The sequence below is a fragment of the Odoribacter sp. N15.MGS-14 genome (assembly GCF_000980245.1).
GTDB classification, from domain to species: Bacteria; Bacteroidota; Bacteroidia; order Bacteroidales; family Marinifilaceae; genus Odoribacter; species Odoribacter splanchnicus.
This window is the reverse complement of record NZ_LARE01000066.1, coordinates 1-17,042: the sequence shown is the minus strand read 5'-3', so window position 1 is coordinate 17,042 and position 17,042 is coordinate 1. Positions and strand designations below refer to the sequence as shown.

Annotated in this window: 16 protein-coding genes and 2 tRNA genes; 15 read left to right on the top strand and 3 right to left on the bottom strand. The window is 43.3% G+C overall.

The annotated features are described in order from the left end of the window. The coding region (locus WS34_RS12150) for a BF3164 family lipoprotein (protein ID WP_286693753.1) at positions 1–683 on the bottom strand (683 nt) is incomplete at its 3' end. A 488-nt stretch (positions 684–1,171) separates the two neighbouring features. Between WS34_RS12150 and WS34_RS12145 the strand changes: the two genes are divergently transcribed. The 5 genes from WS34_RS12145 (at position 1,172) to WS34_RS12125 (ending at position 6,529) form a co-directional block, all read left to right on the top strand. Next, a complete protein-coding gene (locus tag WS34_RS12145) occupies positions 1,172–2,530 on the top strand; it encodes a sensor histidine kinase (protein WP_046405098.1) in 1,359 nt (452 codons plus the stop codon). A 32-nt stretch (positions 2,531–2,562) separates the two neighbouring features. Next, positions 2,563–3,246 carry a response regulator transcription factor gene (locus tag WS34_RS12140; protein WP_046405097.1) on the top strand — a complete coding sequence of 228 codons (684 nt, stop codon included), beginning with the start codon at positions 2,563–2,565 and terminating at the stop codon, positions 3,244–3,246. A 73-nt stretch (positions 3,247–3,319) separates the two neighbouring features. Further along, positions 3,320–4,195, top strand: a complete 876-nt coding sequence (locus tag WS34_RS12135; RefSeq protein ID WP_046402421.1) for a nucleoside phosphorylase — start codon at positions 3,320–3,322, stop codon at positions 4,193–4,195. Between the two features lie 61 nt (positions 4,196–4,256). Beyond that, complete coding sequence (locus WS34_RS12130; protein ID WP_013612214.1) at positions 4,257–4,742, top strand: DUF4293 domain-containing protein; 486 nt, start codon at positions 4,257–4,259, stop codon at positions 4,740–4,742. 92 nt (positions 4,743–4,834) lie between these two features. Beyond that, a complete protein-coding gene (locus tag WS34_RS12125) occupies positions 4,835–6,529 on the top strand; it encodes a dipeptidase (protein WP_046405096.1) in 1,695 nt (564 codons plus the stop codon). Between the two features lie 79 nt (positions 6,530–6,608). On the opposite strand, the gene WS34_RS12120 is transcribed toward WS34_RS12125, so the two are convergent. Beyond that, positions 6,609–7,343 (bottom strand): tRNA lysidine(34) synthetase, encoded by a 735-nt coding sequence (locus tag WS34_RS12120; protein WP_022161469.1) that lies wholly within the window; start codon positions 7,341–7,343, stop codon positions 6,609–6,611. 226 nt (positions 7,344–7,569) lie between these two features. Here WS34_RS12120 and pstS point away from each other — a divergent pair, with 226 nt between their 5' ends. From pstS to WS34_RS12070, 10 genes are all read left to right on the top strand, one after another. Next, the gene (gene pstS / locus WS34_RS12115) at positions 7,570–8,628 is read left to right on the top strand and encodes a phosphate ABC transporter substrate-binding protein PstS (RefSeq protein ID WP_013612217.1); all 1,059 of its coding nucleotides are present in this window, start codon (positions 7,570–7,572) and stop codon (positions 8,626–8,628) included. A gap of 1 nt (position 8,629) precedes the next feature. Continuing rightward, positions 8,630–9,481 carry a phosphate ABC transporter permease subunit PstC gene (pstC, locus tag WS34_RS12110; protein ID WP_013612218.1) on the top strand — a complete coding sequence of 284 codons (852 nt, stop codon included), beginning with the start codon at positions 8,630–8,632 and terminating at the stop codon, positions 9,479–9,481. A gap of 1 nt (position 9,482) precedes the next feature. Further along, complete coding sequence (pstA, locus tag WS34_RS12105; protein ID WP_013612219.1) at positions 9,483–10,364, top strand: phosphate ABC transporter permease PstA; 882 nt, start codon at positions 9,483–9,485, stop codon at positions 10,362–10,364. Between the two features lie 22 nt (positions 10,365–10,386). Then, positions 10,387–11,154 carry a phosphate ABC transporter ATP-binding protein PstB gene (gene pstB, locus WS34_RS12100; protein WP_013612220.1) on the top strand — a complete coding sequence of 256 codons (768 nt, stop codon included), beginning with the start codon at positions 10,387–10,389 and terminating at the stop codon, positions 11,152–11,154. A 34-nt stretch (positions 11,155–11,188) separates the two neighbouring features. Further along, positions 11,189–11,899, top strand: coding sequence for a phosphate signaling complex PhoU family protein (locus WS34_RS12095; protein WP_013612221.1), 711 nt, complete (start codon positions 11,189–11,191; stop codon positions 11,897–11,899). A gap of 43 nt (positions 11,900–11,942) precedes the next feature. Further along, positions 11,943–12,626, top strand: a complete 684-nt coding sequence (gene phoB, locus WS34_RS12090; RefSeq protein WP_041557311.1) for a two-component system response regulator PhoB — start codon at positions 11,943–11,945, stop codon at positions 12,624–12,626. Between the two features lie 121 nt (positions 12,627–12,747). Beyond that, entirely contained in the window at positions 12,748–14,508 is a 1,761-nt protein-coding gene (gene phoR, locus WS34_RS12085) for a sensor histidine kinase (RefSeq protein WP_022161468.1), read from the top strand. Positions 14,509–14,576: 68 nt separating this feature from the next. Next, positions 14,577–15,245 carry a NigD1/NigD2 family lipoprotein gene (locus WS34_RS12080; RefSeq protein WP_013612224.1) on the top strand — a complete coding sequence of 223 codons (669 nt, stop codon included), beginning with the start codon at positions 14,577–14,579 and terminating at the stop codon, positions 15,243–15,245. 351 nt (positions 15,246–15,596) lie between these two features. Next, positions 15,597–15,678, top strand: a tRNA-Tyr gene (locus tag WS34_RS12075). 116 nt (positions 15,679–15,794) lie between these two features. Then, positions 15,795–15,867, top strand: a tRNA-Gly gene (locus WS34_RS12070). 171 nt (positions 15,868–16,038) lie between these two features. Here the strand turns inward: WS34_RS12070 and WS34_RS12065 are convergent. Then, positions 16,039–16,887, bottom strand: coding sequence for an AraC family transcriptional regulator (locus WS34_RS12065; protein ID WP_046405095.1), 849 nt, complete (start codon positions 16,885–16,887; stop codon positions 16,039–16,041). Positions 16,888–17,042 lie beyond the last annotated feature (155 nt).

Here is a 17,042-nt window from a genome sequence, read left to right as displayed (position 1 = left end):
ACAGCTCCAATATACGAACCGGTAACAAACTTTTTGAAATCCGGACTACAGGAATAGCATCCTCCTCCATAATTCAAAATCGCCCTCGCCAATGCTTTTTCTCTTGTATTTTCAATATCAGGATAACCGGAATACACGAACTTCAAATCACATCCTTCCCACAGGGAGAAACGGCAAGTATCCTGCATCTCTAAACATAAAAAAAGATTGGTATCACATTTTATAACTCCACTGGGAAAAACTGTCGTATGTAAAGGATAAGCTTTAAAACAGGATTGCTCATTATTCATTAATGCCACTAAAGAATACTCTACAATTTCTTCTTTAGCAGAATTATAAACCTGAATAACATCATGCACAGGGTCGAAGACAAAATTACTTGCAGAAACAATCTCGCCAGGACCTCGCCCCTTTTTCCCAAATGATTTTACCCAACTGCCGTTTGTTTTATAAACATGAAAAAAGTACTCAGGATGCATGCAATCTAAAAAAATCAACAGAGAATCGGCAACAACCATTTTAGGGACAAAAATGAACTGACACGAATCATTTAAAGTCTCTGCAGATAAAGACAATGTGTCAGGGAAAATTAACTCATCCGTATATAACTTATCGATGTCCTGATCCCGACAACTTGCAAAAAATAACCCAAAAACTAAAAGAAAAAATAATCTTCCATCCATTATTGTCCATATTGAAAGTTAAAAAGATCCGCCAAGAAATCTGTTTCTTTTCGCCATACTTCACTGCATTCAGGTCGATGATATGGCGCATAGTAAAAATCAGGTGGCAATTCTGGTTTCATTATTCCGGTCTTTGGTTTATATCGGTATGTGTCATCCTAATGCGATCCTATAGATAAAACTTGTTCAACAACGCTCTATCCATTCTACAAACATACGACAAAAAGTTTTAAAAAACCAAATAAAATGCAAACAAAGTGCATTACAAAGCACTTTGTAGGGGTGTTGTAGCGGTGTTTTTCAATCGATGGCTATACGGGAACAAGAAGAGGGCGCGACCGCCAGCGGGTTGCAAAAAGTAAAAATTCTTTTTGCACAAATTAAATGTTTTATTTAACTTTACAAAACAAGTTTCAGGATATTTTTTTCAAAAAACAGTAACAGAATAATAGCAAAAATATAATAATAACTTTTAATCATTTCATCCTATGAAAAAAAACATAAAAATAGGTTGGTTTACGAGCATTTTTACAATCATCATATTATTCATTTTTCAGTTGTTTACCCTGAAAGAGGTATACGAACATGAGAAATCCCTTCTCGGCCACACTCTTGAAGACGTTCTAAAAGCTGCTATCAGCGATTTGAATGTACAATGCATAAATAAAAGGTGGAGTGCCAGTTATTCTCCTGCCAACAATAAAATCCATTTTGTTATCCATGGTATAGATACGGCTATTCCGGTCAAGGCTCATGCTAATTTAGATTCTCTTAACCGGGTCATCAGTTATGATATCCGTGAGCCCCCAAAATGGCAATTGGATACTTTAGCCCGGCTATTCAATACCCACCCCGCCAATGAAAGTTTCCGCAACCTTCCCTATCGGTTGACTTTATCGGATTCTCTCGGGACGATACTTTCGCAATATTCCCACACCAAAAAACAGATTACCTCCCCGGAGATAGTATTTGCCTTTTCGCTCGGAAACTTTGAAAAACATCTTTTAAAGGCAGAATTCAATTTCCCGTTGATTTCATTTTTCAAACTGGCCCCAATACGTATTCTCACGTCTATTTTGTTCTTCGCCCTGATCATTTGCCTGATCTATCAACTTTATCTGCAATTGAAAAATGAAAAGAAAATACAGGAGCATCAAAAAACATTTACTCATACTCTGGTTCATAACCTACGCCGCCCGCTACTGAATATAAAATGCCAGTTGGAAAACCTGACCAGCCAGCAAGAAGAATTCGACATCTCACAAAACGAGAGCGTTCAACACTGTAAACAATGGACCGATAAAACATTGGAAGATATCGAAAACCTACTGAACTTTTCTGTCGATACCTACGGTCTAAAAGCCTACATAGAACCGACCGACATCCGGGAATTGCTGACACAAATCACAACAGAATACAAACCGGGCAGCAGTCTTGACAAGCAAATCGATATACAAACAGAAATTTCTCCTGCCATTTCCTTTGTACAAGCCGACCCTCTACTTTTAAAGGGCGCTATAGAAAATTTATTAGGGAATGCGATCAAATATTCGGGAGCAAAAGTCCATATCCGGATAGGTTGCCGCCAGGAAAACACAAAACTGGTATTGACGGTACAAGACGATGGTTACGGCATACCGCCTGAAGAACAAAAATCCATTTTTGAAGAATATAAGCGCGGACAACGCTACAAAGGAGATAAACAGCGGGAAGGCTTCGGACTGGGGCTCTTTTATGTTGCAGCAGTCGTAAAAGCTCATCACGGACGTATTCAGGTGAATAGCGACGGTAAACAGGGTACTGAATTTATTATTGAAATTCCACAAAGAAAGAAAACGAAAGAATAAACCCTAAAGGGAAAATATAAAAAATCAAAAGAATGAGTGTAATACGGATTTTATATGTGGAAGACGATCTCGATTTCGGACGGATGACCAAGGCTTTTTTGGATCAGGCCGGTTTTTTGGTTGAATTGGCAGCAAATGCCGAAGAGGCCTTGAAGTTATTCCATACCCGAAAACCCGATCTGTTATTGGTCGACCTGGACCTTGAAGGCAGCAAGAACGGAATCGATCTCATCCGGCAGATTATCACCGAAGTAAAACAGTATCCGGTCATCGTCTACAGCTCACATACCGACCCGTCAACCGTAATCACCACCATTGAACTGGGAGTCATGGACCATATCGGTAAAGATACCGACCGCGAAATCTTCCTGGCCAAACTCAGAAACATAGCCAAACGCAATTACTCCCAGACAGGTGAAAGCCCGCGATATAAACTATCGGCCATTACCACTTACAACCAGAGAAACGGAGTATTGACCATAGGAAACAAAAGTCATAAACTGAAAGGGAAAGATATGCGATTGCTGCAATTGCTGTGCCTGCACTTCAATGAATGGGTATCGCCCAAGGAATTAAGTTTCGGTTTGTGGGGAATGGAAAAAAATATTGGGGAACTGAAAAGATACATCGGCCATCTCCGCCAGGAACTGAGTGAAGATCCCGCGCTAAGCATCGAGAACAAACACGGGGGGTACTATAAGCTGCAAGGAGAATAAAGAACCGGATTATTTGGTTAATAAACCAAACATCGTTAAATTTGACTGCGTTTAAAGCATAAAGAAAAACAATATGGCCTCTATAAAATCTTCAGAACTGATTACCAATGAGGACGGCAGTATTTTCCATCTGCATTTACTTCCGGAGGACCTTGCCGACGACATCATTCTGGTCGGTGACCCGGGACGGGTGGAAACCATCGCCTCCCATTTTCAACAAATCGAGTTGAAAAAAAGTAACCGCGAATTTTACACCATCACCGGCAGTTACCGGGGCCACCGGCTTTCCGTGATTTCCACCGGTATCGGTCCGGATAATATCGATATCGTTATCAACGAATTGGATGCTCTGGCCCATATCGATTTGAAAACCAAAGAAATAAAAGCGATCGGCCGTACCCTGAATATCGTCCGTATCGGTACTTCCGGTTCGGTACAAGCCGACATTCCGGTAGATTCTTTTGTCATCTCGGAAAAAAGCATCGGCTGCGACGGGGTATTGAGGTTTTATGCAAACAACGAATCGGTTTGCGACCATCCGTTCGAAGAAGCTTTTATCCGGCATTGCCGATGGACCCCCTCTGCAGCCCGCCCTTATGTAGTCAATGCCGATCCCGGATTAGTAGACCGCCTGTATGACGAAGAACACACCATCAAAGGAGTTACCCTGACAGCAGTCGGATTTTACGGCCCGCAAGGACGTGTCCTGCGTCTGCCGCTAGCCATGCCGGGAATCAACGACCGGATCACCGCTTTCCGCTACGAAGGCTACAAAGTGACCAACTATGAAATGGAAAGTGCAGCTATCACAGGCCTTTGTAACCTTTTGGGGCATCGGGCCGCCACCATCTGCCTGATCATCGCCAACCGGATAAACGGAGATGCCTCCGCCGATTACCACAGCTATATGAATAAACTGATCCGCTATACCCTGGAAAAATTAAGCTAAAAGCTATAGGCTATAAGCCTTTTGCTTTTAGTATTTAGCATTTTATTTTTTACTTTATATTATGATTCAACGTATTCAATCTCTTTTTTTGCTTTGTACAGCAATTGTGACCGGGCTGTTATTTTTTATGCCGGTTGCTTCCATTGTAGTTCCGAATAATTTTACCTATGCGTTTTATACGACAAAAGTGGTACAGGCCGGAAGTCCGTGTGTATTCATCACCTGGAACTGGATGTCATTGATCCTGAATGCCCTTATTACCACATTGGCAGTAGTCACTATTTTCATTCATCACAAAAAATCCAAGACGGTGAAACCGACTCTATTTCTGCAATTGCGTCTTTGTATTGTCAATATTGTGCTTCAATTGGGGTTAATCGTCCTGATGTGGCTACAAGTGCGTCAACGTAGCAACGAACTCAATGCCGAATGGTTTGCCGATATCAGTTTTATCTTTCCACTGATCGGTGTGATCTTCACGTGGCTGGCTATCCGGGGAATTGTGAAAGATATCACCTTACTGAAATCGTTCGACCGGATTCGGTAAACGATACCGCTACAGCCCATAACAGCTGTAGTGGCCATTGGAAAACGGAAAATCTAAATCGTAAACTATAACATTTCCTTAATCTAAATCGTATGTTCAAAATTTGTTGTGCTAGTTTATTTCTTATAGCGATAACTTTTATCAAAGTTTCTGCTTGTACTAATTTCTTACTCACCCGGGGAGCCACTCAGGACGGATCGACGATGATCACCTATTCGGCCGATTCTCACGTATTGTATGGAGAACTTTATCATTGGCCTGCCGGTACCTGGCCTGCCGGAACGATGATGGATATCTATGAATGGGATACCGGTAAATATATGGGTAAAATCCCGCAGGCTGCCCAGACTTACAACGTAATCGGTAATATGAACGAATATCAATTGGCTATCGGTGAAACGACATACGGCGGACGTAAAGAACTGGAAAGTCAGCCGGGAGCTATTATCGACTACGGAAGTCTGATCTATATCACCCTGCAACGCGCTAAAAATGCCCGGGAAGCCATTGTCGTGATGACCGATCTGGTAGAGCGATACGGTTATGCCAGTTCAGGCGAATCTTTCTCCATCAGTGATCCTGATGAAGTATGGATTCTCGAAATGATCGGTAAAGGCGAAGGCGAAAAAGGAGCGGTATGGGTGGCCCGGATGGTCCCCGACGGTTATGTTTGTGCACATGCCAACCAGGCACGGATCACCACCTTCCCCCTGGAAGGAAAAACTTCCATTTCATCCGACCAGATGAAAAAAATCTATGATAAAGAAATTACAACGGTATATGCAAAAGATGTGATTTCTTTTGCCAAACAAAAAGGCCTTTATCCCCAGGACGGGAAAAATGCCGATTTCAGTTTTTCCGATACTTATGCTCCGGTAGATTTCAGTGGTGCCCGTGCCTGTGAAATCCGGGTATGGGCGTTCTTCAATGCTGTAAATCCCGATATGGCTCAGTACTGGAACTATGCCAAAGGGAAAATCGAACGTGACGGTAAAGGCTATGCGACAAACCGGATGCCCCTGTGGGTTAAACCGAACCGGAAAGTGGATGTACTGGAAGTCATGGATTTTATGCGTGATCACCTCGAAGGCACCGAATTGGATATGAGTAAAGATCCGGGAGCCGGTCCCTACGAATGCCCTTACAGATGGCGGCCGATGAGTTTCGAAGTCGATGGTAAAGAATATGTTCACGAACGGGCCACAGCCACCCAGCAAACCGGTTTTACCTTTGTATCACAAAGCCGCAGTTGGTTGCCGGATGCAGTAGGCGGTATCCTTTGGTTCGGTGTTGACGACGCTGCCAGTACCGTGTATTTCCCCATGTATTCCTGCTCCACCCGTGTTCCTCACGCTTATGCAGTCGGCAACGGCAGCATGATGGAATTCACCAATCAGGCAGCTTTCTGGGTTTTCAATCAGGTGACTAATTTCGCTTATACCCGTTATAATGCTATTCATCCGGAAATCCGGGAAAAACAAAAGGCTTTGGAATCCCAATACAAAACGTTTGTCGAAGGAATAGACTCCGGAGCTAAAGCACTATTCGACAAAGATCGTGCAGCAGCAATAGAATTCCTGACCGATTTCTCCTGCAATACCGGTAACCACCTGGTAGACACCTGGAGAGATTTCTACGGTTATCTTTTCTGCCGCTATATGGATGGTAATATCAAAACTGCGGTCCCGGGCGAAAAAAATCCTAAAGTAGAACAACCGCAACTACCCGAATGGTACCTCCGCACCATCATCGAAAAGGCCGGAGACAAACTACAGGTCATCGAATAAAAGGAGGAAAGATAAAAGGTATAAAGTATAAGGTAAAAGGTGGATTTTTCTCTTTTTTATCTTATACTTTTTCTCTTTCTTAGGGTAAGTATTCGGATTGGATATTTTTCATCGCCGCAAAGAGGTTGCCTTTTACGTGGGGAGATAAAGCTTCCATCTGTCGGATAATTTCAGCTACGGCATGACGGTTCGTCGCTCGTTCATGAGGACAATTCTTTTTCTGCTTTTTAAAATTCCGGTAGGCAGCATACCGGGTAGTTTCTTCATCGGTAAGATAGATAAAAGGACGGATCAGGGTAAACGTACGATCGAACATAGCCAACTTCGGTGGCATACTGGCAATCGTACCGTTAAACATCATACTCATCAGCAGACTCTCGATGGCATCGTCCCGGTGGTGTCCCAAGGCCAATTTATTACATCCGTATTCTTTCGCAATCCCGAACAAGGTCTTCCGGCGATTCCACGAACACACAAAACAGACCGGTTTACCGGAATCTTCTTTTACGGCAATAGCAATCGTACGATGTATAAACTCTACTCCCAGCTGTTCACAAAATTGCCTTACATACTCACCGTCGACTTCGTAAGCGACATTTTCCACAGCAATATGAGCAGCCACAACCGTATAATTTTGTTTCGGATCACGGGCCCGCAATGCCAATACTTCCAATAAAGCCAAAGAATCCTTTCCTCCGGAGACTCCGACCAATATTCTATCACCCGGTTCGATCAGCTCATAATCATAAATGGCTTTTCCCGCCTTCCGGAAAAAATCCCGCATAAACAATTTTTCTTTCTTCTTGTCTTCCATTTCGTTCACTTACCAATAAAAACATATCGCCACAAAGTAAAAAGAAATTTCGCTCCCCGGCAATAGTCATCCGTACATTTACAGTAAGCTCTTCCATCGTTCCGGATTACAATCCGGTTAAGTGGAATTTTATCCGAAATACTGTAACAAAATCGTAATAATATTGTAACACTGGTGTAGCAACCACTTATTAATATTGCATTGTAAAAAACTAATCGTCAAAGACATGAACAAGTTAATCATTATCGCATTAGCACTCAGCCTGGCAGCTTGTGGCCATTCAAAGAAGAAGACCTCGGACCACAAAAGTAATATAGATCTGACAGCAGCAGGAGCCACTTTCCCGCTCCCCTATTACAATCTGGCTTTTAAAACCTATAAAGATTCTACCGGGGTATCGGTGACCTACGGCGGAATCGGCAGCGGTGGAGGTATACGCAGCCTGAAAGACCGGATCGTAGATTTTGCAGGCAGCGATGCTTATCTTTCTGAAGCAGAAATGGCGGAAATGCCGGCCCCGGTTGTACATATCCCGACTTGTATGGGTGCTGTCGTCATGGCTTACAACCTACCCGAAGTAAAAGAGCTGCAATTGACAGGTGACATGATCGCCGACATCTTCCTAGGCAAAATCACCCGTTGGAACGATCCCCGTATTCAACAAGTAAATCCGGGAGTTACCCTTCCCGACAAAGCGGTCAGCCCGGTATATCGCTCCGACGGTAGTGGTACCACCTATGTCTTCAGTGATTACCTGACAAAGATCAGTGCTCCGTGGGCAGAAAATATCGGAACCGGAAAAGCATTGAAATGGCCGGTAGGTATTGCCGCCAAGGGAAATCCAGGCGTAGCCGGGACAATCAGTCAAACTCCGGGGGCGATCGGTTATATCGGTTCGGAATACGCTTTTGCCTTGAAAATACCGGTAGCCAAACTGCAAAACAAGGCCGGAAATTTTGTAGCCCCCACAACCGAAAGCATCTCTGCTGCCGCAGATATCGAAATGCCGGCCGATACCCGCACCATGATCACCGACTCGCCGGTAGCCGATGCCTATCCGATCAGCTGCTTTACCTGGATTCTCCTTTATCAGGAACAAGCTTATAAAAACCGGCCTGAACCCCTGGCCCAAGCTACGGTGGAGCTGCTGAATTGGTTAACGAATCCGGAAGCCCAGGATATAACGACAAAAGTACATTATTCACCCCTGCCGGCTTCGACAGTGAAAAATGCCAAACAAATCCTGAAAACCATCACTTATAACGGTCAACCAATCCTAAAATAATATGCGTGATTATATTTTCAAACGGCTGTTATTTCTCTGCTCTTTATTGGTTCTGCTGATTTGTGGGGGAATGGTCTATTCCCTCGTAAGCGGGGCAGTACCGGCCTTTGAAAAATTCGGATTCTTTCATTTCATTTCTTCCGTAGAATGGGATCCCCGGCCCGGTAATGAGCAATATGGCGCCTTGGCATTCATCACGGGAACCATTATGACCTCATTTTTAGCCCTGGTATTTTGTATTCCGTTTTCTTTACCTGTGGCTTTATTCACCGGCGAATATTTCCGGGGTACCCGGGCAGCCACGATCATCGGTTCGGTCATCGACCTGCTGGCCGGTATCCCTTCGATTGTATACGGTTTGTGGGGATTTTATACCCTCCGACCCTTCATGGTCGATTTACAGCTGTCGGAACAGGGGTTCGGCATATTCACCGCAGCGGTCGTATTAGCCGTCATGATCATCCCTTATGCCTCTTCACTGAGTGCCGAGTTTATCTCTATGGTTCCCAAAGAATTGAAAGAAGGGGCCTACAGCCTGGGAGGTACACGTCTGGATGTGATCCGGCGGGTGATTTTCCCGGTCGCAGGTTCCGGAATATTCGCCAGTTATATCCTGGCCTTAGGAAGAGCATTGGGAGAGACGATGGCAGTCACGATGCTGATCGGCAATACCAATATCCTGCCTACGTCTTTCACTTCTACCGGCAACACGATGGCCAGTGTCATCGCCAACCAGTTCGGAGAAGCCGACGGCCTGAAACTCAGTTCCCTGATCGCTATCGGTCTATTGCTATTCCTCATCACCGCTATCATCAATTTCATCGGTAAGATGATCATGAAAAAATTAAGCTGACATGATACAACGCCCTATTACATCTTATCATTCAGGCTGGCGCAAAGCCAAGGACAGGATATTTTTCTGGCTGGTTTGCCTGTTCTCTGCTTTAACGGCCGTCCCATTAGTAGTCATCATCTGGGAAGTGGTCCGGAAAGGATACAAACAGATCAACCTGAATTTCTTCACCGAGACAGCCCCCAGTACCCTGGATGCCATGTTAGCGAAAATCAACGGAGAAATCATTCCCGGAGGAATCGCCAATGGAATCACAGGCACATTACTTATGGTGGTACTGGCCTCCGTTATCGCTATCCCGACCGGTATTATGGGTGGAATTTACTTATCGGAAAAACCCAAAACCTTATTTTCTCATGTGATCCGTTTTCTGACCGACCTCCTGCAAGGCACGCCGTCGATCGTCATCGGTATCATCGCTTATGCCTGGGTTGTCGTTCCTTTGAGTAGTTATTCCGCTTTGGCAGGTAGTGTCGCTCTGGCTATTATGATGTTACCCTTAATCATACGCTCGACAGAAGAGACCCTGAAACTTCTCCCGACAAGCCTCAAAGAAGCCGGTCTTGCGCTAGGAGCCTCCTATACGAGTGTTATCCTGAAAGTCTTGGTTCCCTCAGCTTTCGGCGGACTGTTCACCGGTACTTTACTAGCCGTGTCGAGAGTGATGGGCGAAACAGCCCCCCTGATGCTAACCGCCCTCGGTAGTACAGCGATCAACTGGGATATTCTGGATCCGACCAGTGCAGTCCCCTTGCTCATCTGGGAATTTTATAACGACCCGAACCTGGCCGATATGATCTGGAGTTGTTCTTTATTTCTATTACTATTGATTCTGGTGATGAACATCATCGCTAAAAATGTCGCCCGGAAATGGAAAATTTAATTTATAACAGTCCTACTACATCATGCAAATAGATCATCCGATATTACAATTTAAAAATGTCAGTATTTCCTATACTCCCGGGAAAAATGCCGTCAATCATGTCAATGCCGATATTAAAAAGAATCGGATCACAGCCATTATGGGGCCCTCGGGATGTGGCAAAAGTACCTTATTGCGTGCCATCAACCGCATGCACGAATTATATCCGGACATCAGGATCAGCGGAGAAATTCTGATGGACAACCGCAACATTTTAAAGATGAACCCCATGGAGGTCAGGCGTATGGCGGGCATGGTATTTCAGCGCCCTAATCCTTTTCCCACTATGAGTATTTTCGATAATGTGATCGCCGGTTACAAACTCAATGGCATCCGCCTGAAGAAAAAAGAAAAAGAAGAAATTGTAGAGACTTGTCTGACCAACGTCGGGCTGTGGAATGAAGTGAAAGACGCTCTGTTCAAGAAAGGCACTTTCTTATCAGGAGGTCAGCAACAGCGGCTATGCATTGCACGGGCCCTGGCCTTAAAACCGGAAGTATTACTGATGGACGAGCCGACCTCCGCCCTCGATCCTATCGCCACCAACCGGATCGAAGAATTGTTACTCGAGCTGAAAAAAGAATTTACCATTATCATCGTCACCCACAACATGTCGCAAGCTGCCCGTATTTCAGACTATTCGATGTTTATGTATCTCGGCGAACTGATCGAATACGACAAAACCCGGATTATGTTTACCAATCCCCGGGATAAACGGACCGAAGAATATCTGACCGGACAATTCGGATAAACCGATGTAAAAAACAAAAAAAATAATTCCTATTATGCCAACTTTAAAAGAAAAAGTATTCAGCCGGATAACCGAAGATTTTCAGGTATTAGCAAAGATTGTCATCCGCCAGCTGAATCTGACCAAGCAATTAATGGACGACAACCACAAAGAGGAGATATATACAGAGATCAACAATAACGAACGGATCATCGACAGTATAGAGGTCAAAATCCGCAACGAAGTGATCAATATGATCGTGCTTTACAGTCCACGGGCCACGAATCTGAGGATGATCATCTCTTACTACGATATGACCGCTTATCTCGAACGGATCGGAGATCTGATTCTGAATGTTTCCCATTTCATGAAAAAAATAGCAGTCGACGACTGTCTGTTCACAACCTATAAAAAGGATTTACTAAAGATGCTCTCACTCACTGAAAGTATGACACAAAATGCTATATTTGCTTTTACATGTGAGGATATCCAGTTAGCGAAAGAAACGATCGAGACGGATGACCAGGTCGACGAACTGCATCATTTTATCGGCCAGCATCTCCCGACACAATGTTTCGATAAGATATTATCGCAACAAGAAGTAACGGATGCCCTATGCATCAACAGCATGGCCTATAACATCGAGCGGATCGGAGATAATGCGACCAATATTGCAGAAGCCGCTATTTACCTGATCGAAGGAAAGAATATCAAACATTGGCCGAAACCGGACGAAGACCTGCTACTGGCAGGAAGTGAAGGTTAAAAAATGAGAAAAGAATAATGAACGATTTTGAATGACAAAATATATGGAACGGAATAAAATATTAGTAGTCGACGATGAAGAAGATTTATGTGAAATCCTTCAATTCAATCTGGAAAGTGAAGGTTTTGCAGTAGACATCGCAAATTCAGCCGAAGAAGCCTTAAAACTGCTGACCGATGAACATGAACTAATTCTACTGGATGTCATGATGGAAGGTATGTCCGGATTCAAAATGGCCGAAAAAGTCCGCAAAGAAATGCATATGAATACCCCGATCATCTTCCTGACCGCTAAGGATACCGAAAACGATATGTTGACCGGATTCAGTATCGGCGGAGACGATTATATCGCCAAACCCTTCTCGATCAAAGAAGTTGCCGCCCGGGTAAAAGCAGTATTGAAAAGGGCCGGTAATATCGCACTACCGGAAAAAAAGAAAACGATCGAAATCGGAGAACTCACTCTGGACCTCAACAGCAAGACCGTATACCTCAATGAGCAGCAGATCCTTCTAACCAAAAAAGAATTCGAAATACTCAGTATGATGGCCAAAGCTCCCAACCGGGTCTTTTCACGGGAAGATATTCTGGGCAAAGCCTGGCAAGAAGACGGCTATGTATTGGAGAGAACGGTAGACGTCCACATCACCCGGCTCAGAAAAAAACTCGGAGCTTTCGGTAAACATATCGCCAACCGTTCGGGGTACGGTTACTGCCTGGAATGCTGAAAAGGCTAAAGGCTTTAAGCTAAAAGCCTTCAACTCCTGGTCCACAATTTTCAGCTTTCAGCCTTTAGCTTATAGCTTTTTTTTAGCTTTTTACTTTTAACCTTTTACTTTTTACTTTTTTATGCACTTTACTTATAAAAAGAAGATTTTCCTGTATTTTCTGATTGTATTTACCATATTTACAATCATCATCGTTGCAGTTCAACAGAACAGGGAGAAAATGTATAAGTCAGAGAATTTCAAAGCCAGTCTCAATGCTTATGCAGAAATCATCGCCAACTATGTCGATAGTCACCGTCTGATCGCAGATAAACGGCTGGATTCGTTAAATAATTTGCTTCCCTTACTCCCCCGAGGATTACGGGTAAGCATTATCGACCGCCAGGGAAAAGTGCTTTACGACAACGATATCGACGAGGAAGAAACGGTAGAAAATCACTTGTCCCGACCGGAAATAGCACAAGCATTAACCCAAAGCAACGGTACGAATATTCGTAAATCGGAGACTACCGGTATCGATTATTATTACGATGCCCGCCTTTTCAACAACTATTTCGTACGGGTAGCTCTACCTTATACCGATCAGGTACAGAATATCCTGAAAGCTGACGAAATCTTCACTTATTTCATTCTGCTCTTATTTTTTACTACCCTGATTTCTTTGTTATATCTGGCAGATCGTTTCGGGAAAGCCGTATCCGGCCTGAACGAATTTATCATCACGGCCGAACACAGCCAACCGGATTACGACAAAATCGATTTCCCCGATACCGAACTGGGAGAAATCGGTCATAAGATCGTCGACAACTACAAGATGCTGAAAAAGAGCAAAGATCAGCTCAATCAGGAAAGGGAAAAACTGTTACGCCACTTTCACCATTCCGATGAAGGTATTTGTATTTTCTCGGCAGATCACAAAAAGATATATGCCAACACCCATTTCATCCAATATGTAAACACTATTTTAGACGAACCTACCTTTGATGTAGATCATATTTTCCAGGCACCTGAATTCAAAGAAGCCGAATTTTTCCTGCAAAAGAACACACCGGTCAATCCTCAGGCCAAATCGATTCCGATCTGGCAAGGAAAAATTGCCAAAAACGGGAAACATTTCGCTGTGAGATTACTTATTTTCTACGACAACAGTTACGAAATCACGTTGAACAACGTCACCTCGGCAGAAAAAAACAGGCTGCTGAAACAAGAGATGACCAATAATATCGCACACGAATTAAAAACTCCGGTCAGCAGTATCCGCGGCTACATCGAAACTATTCTCGAACAGGAACACCTGGAACCTGTCAAGCAGAAATTTTTCCTGGAGAGGGCTTATATTCAAATTCTTCGCTTATCCGAATTAATTCGCGACGTGGCTTTGATCACCAAGACCGAAGAAGCCTCCGACCTATTCGAGAAAGAAACGATCAATATCCGAACGACCATCGACGAAGTGACCACCGACCTGGAAGTATCCTTACAACACAATCACATCGTCGTTCACAATCATATCGGCCCGAAAGTTGAAATCGAAGGTAACCATACCCTACTTTATTCCATTTTCAGGAACCTGATCGACAATGCGATCAACTATGCCGGAGAAAATATCACGATCGGTATCGACAATTATATGGAAGACAGCGAATTTTACTATTTTTCATTCTACGATACCGGCCGGGGAATCGAAGAAGAACACCTGGAACGTATTTTCGACCGTTTCTACCGGGTGAATCAAGGCAGAAGCCGGAAAACGGGCGGATCGGGTCTGGGCCTCTCCATCGTAAAAAATGCCGTATTGTTTCACAAAGGCCAAATCACGGCTAAGAACCGGAAAGACGGTGGATTAGAGTTCATTTTTTCTTTGAGAAAAAAATTATTTTAACTTTCAGGCCACGCAACCTTTTTAGTTAGTTTTCATCTTTATAACAGAAAACAACTAAAAATAAAAACATGAAAAATAAACATTTCAATCTAACTTCGGGGATCGTTCTTATCCTGATCCCCCTTGTTTTTTCCTTCACCGGTTGCAAGGATGATTATGAAACCTATTATGAAGGTTATGGCCTGGTCAGTAAATCAGGCGACGAAAAGTTTACCGTCAAGCTAGACGATGGTTATCTGCTCTATCCCCGGGAATATTACTTCAATCCTGAAAAACTGAACGACAGTACCCGTCTACGGATACGATTCAACATTCTGGAAGAACAGGATACGAATTTATATGCCCGGATTGTCTATGCCGACACAATTCTGACCAAATCCATTCTTCCGTACGACGAAACGATTTTGGACAGTGTCGGAAACGCTCCGGTAAAGATCGTCAATTCCTGGTTCGCTCATGGATTCCTGAACTTTGAGTTTATGTTTGCTGCCCATCTGAATCCCAGTACAGGCAAAACACATATGGTAAATTTATTACAATGCCCCACCGAAGACGACCGCCTCATCTTCGAATTCCGGCACAATGATTTCGGAGATTCCCGGGATAAACTCTATTTCGGTACAGTTTCTTTCCCCATACAGAAGCTCACCGAAGGCTATGAAAAACCGATAAAAATGATCGTCAAATATAACGATTCGGCCAATACAACGCGCAGCATCGAACTGACTTACAAGTAATCGGAAAATCCCCAAAGATCGGTCATTGAACTTTGGGGATTTTCTTTTATCTATCAAAGTCTGAAAATCAGATTGACAATATTAGCCTCTTCTAAAAATTCATCTGAGTAGAAATACTGCTTGTCGAGAAAAAGCCAGGAGGTTTACCCTACGATAAAAGCAGGCAAAGAATCAAACGATCCTACCACAAAATAAAAATAAGACGATTTGTAACCTGACACTCAGAATTATAGTATCTTTCAAAAAAAAATCTCATTTATTATTCGCATTTTTAGAGTCAAAAATTTTGCAGTTAACAGAAAAAAAGCATACATTTGTACCCGCAAAAAGAGAGAGTTCTTTTACAATTAAGGGCAGTTACCAGAGTGGCCAAATGGGGCTGACTGTAACTCAGCTGGCGTAGCCTTCGGTGGTTCGAATCCATCACTGCCCACAAATTTTAAATTACAGCGACAGAGATAGTTGTTGATTCAAAATTTGTTTATACCTCCCATTACGGATCGAAAAAGCATAGTGAGTCCGGCTAGTGTGTGAGGAACAATACATTTTGCGGAAATAGCTCAGTCGATAGAGCACTAGCCTTCCAAGCTGGGGGTCGCGGGTTTGAGTCCCGTTTTCCGCTCTCTGAATGAGGTAGTTACAAAAGTAGCTACCTTTTTTATTTTGTGGTTTTTCGTGGTTTTTGATGGTCGAGTTAAACCGAGAGTTAAACCGGAATTTAGCCATGAACGCCTCTATTTCAGTGGTTTGTTACGATAGTGTCCCTAAAAGTGTGTAAATCCCAATAAATTGATTATTTCTTCACGCTGTCTCTGTATTCCAGTGGAGACATCCCTGTCATTCTCCGGAAAAAACGGCACATGTAGGGCGGGTCATCGAAGTGTAACTCCGCCGCGATATTCTTAATAGACAAGTCTGTATTTTGGAGAAGGATTTTTATGGAAACTATAACAAACCGGTCTATCATCTCTTTGGGAGAAATATTTTCAATCCGATGAAACAATTTATACAGGTAATCCGGTGTTATATGTAACTTGTCGGCATAATATTTTACGTCATGGTATTTCGTATGGTATCTGCTCAGTAGGGTGTAAAAATCGTTATACAGCTTCCAGCTTCTGTTCTTAGAGAAATTACCTACTTCCCCGATTCCCATTCTTCTCATTTCGCTGTCTATGGCGATAAACAGGTTATAAAAGTTATTCCTCACAACATCTTTCGACTGTTCTATATCGCAATGGTTAATAACCCAATCGGTTTGCATGAACCAATGCTTCAGCAGACGATTCTGTTCGGGTGTCGTAGAAAGTACGGGATACTTGTAGAGCAAATCCCAGAAAGAGGATGCCACCTTATAAAACATCTCGTCGGCAAGTTCTTTGGGAACGGAAATGTAATAAGCATGAAAATCTCCTGACATTTTAATGGGAATAAATGGCAAATCCCCCGTAAGAACGACCAGACAGCCGGCGGCAACCTTCACTTTTCGAAAGTCAATGCTGACCACACCATACCCTTTGGTACATCGGAGCAACGTACAACCGTTGATATCGACAATTTTGCCGACACCTTCTCTTAGATTCGTTTCCCCCGATACACCGCATCGGGATATTTCCCATAATTTATATTTAGCTCTATTCATATCTACTGCAAAATTAGCACATTTCTTTCAAAGCCGTCCTCCTATTGTCCGAAAAAGTACCCGACTTGTCGGAATAAAGACACCTAATAGCATCGCAATACACGCTAATTTTGCAAACACTTTTTGATTACAAATTAAAATCAGATATATGCAAT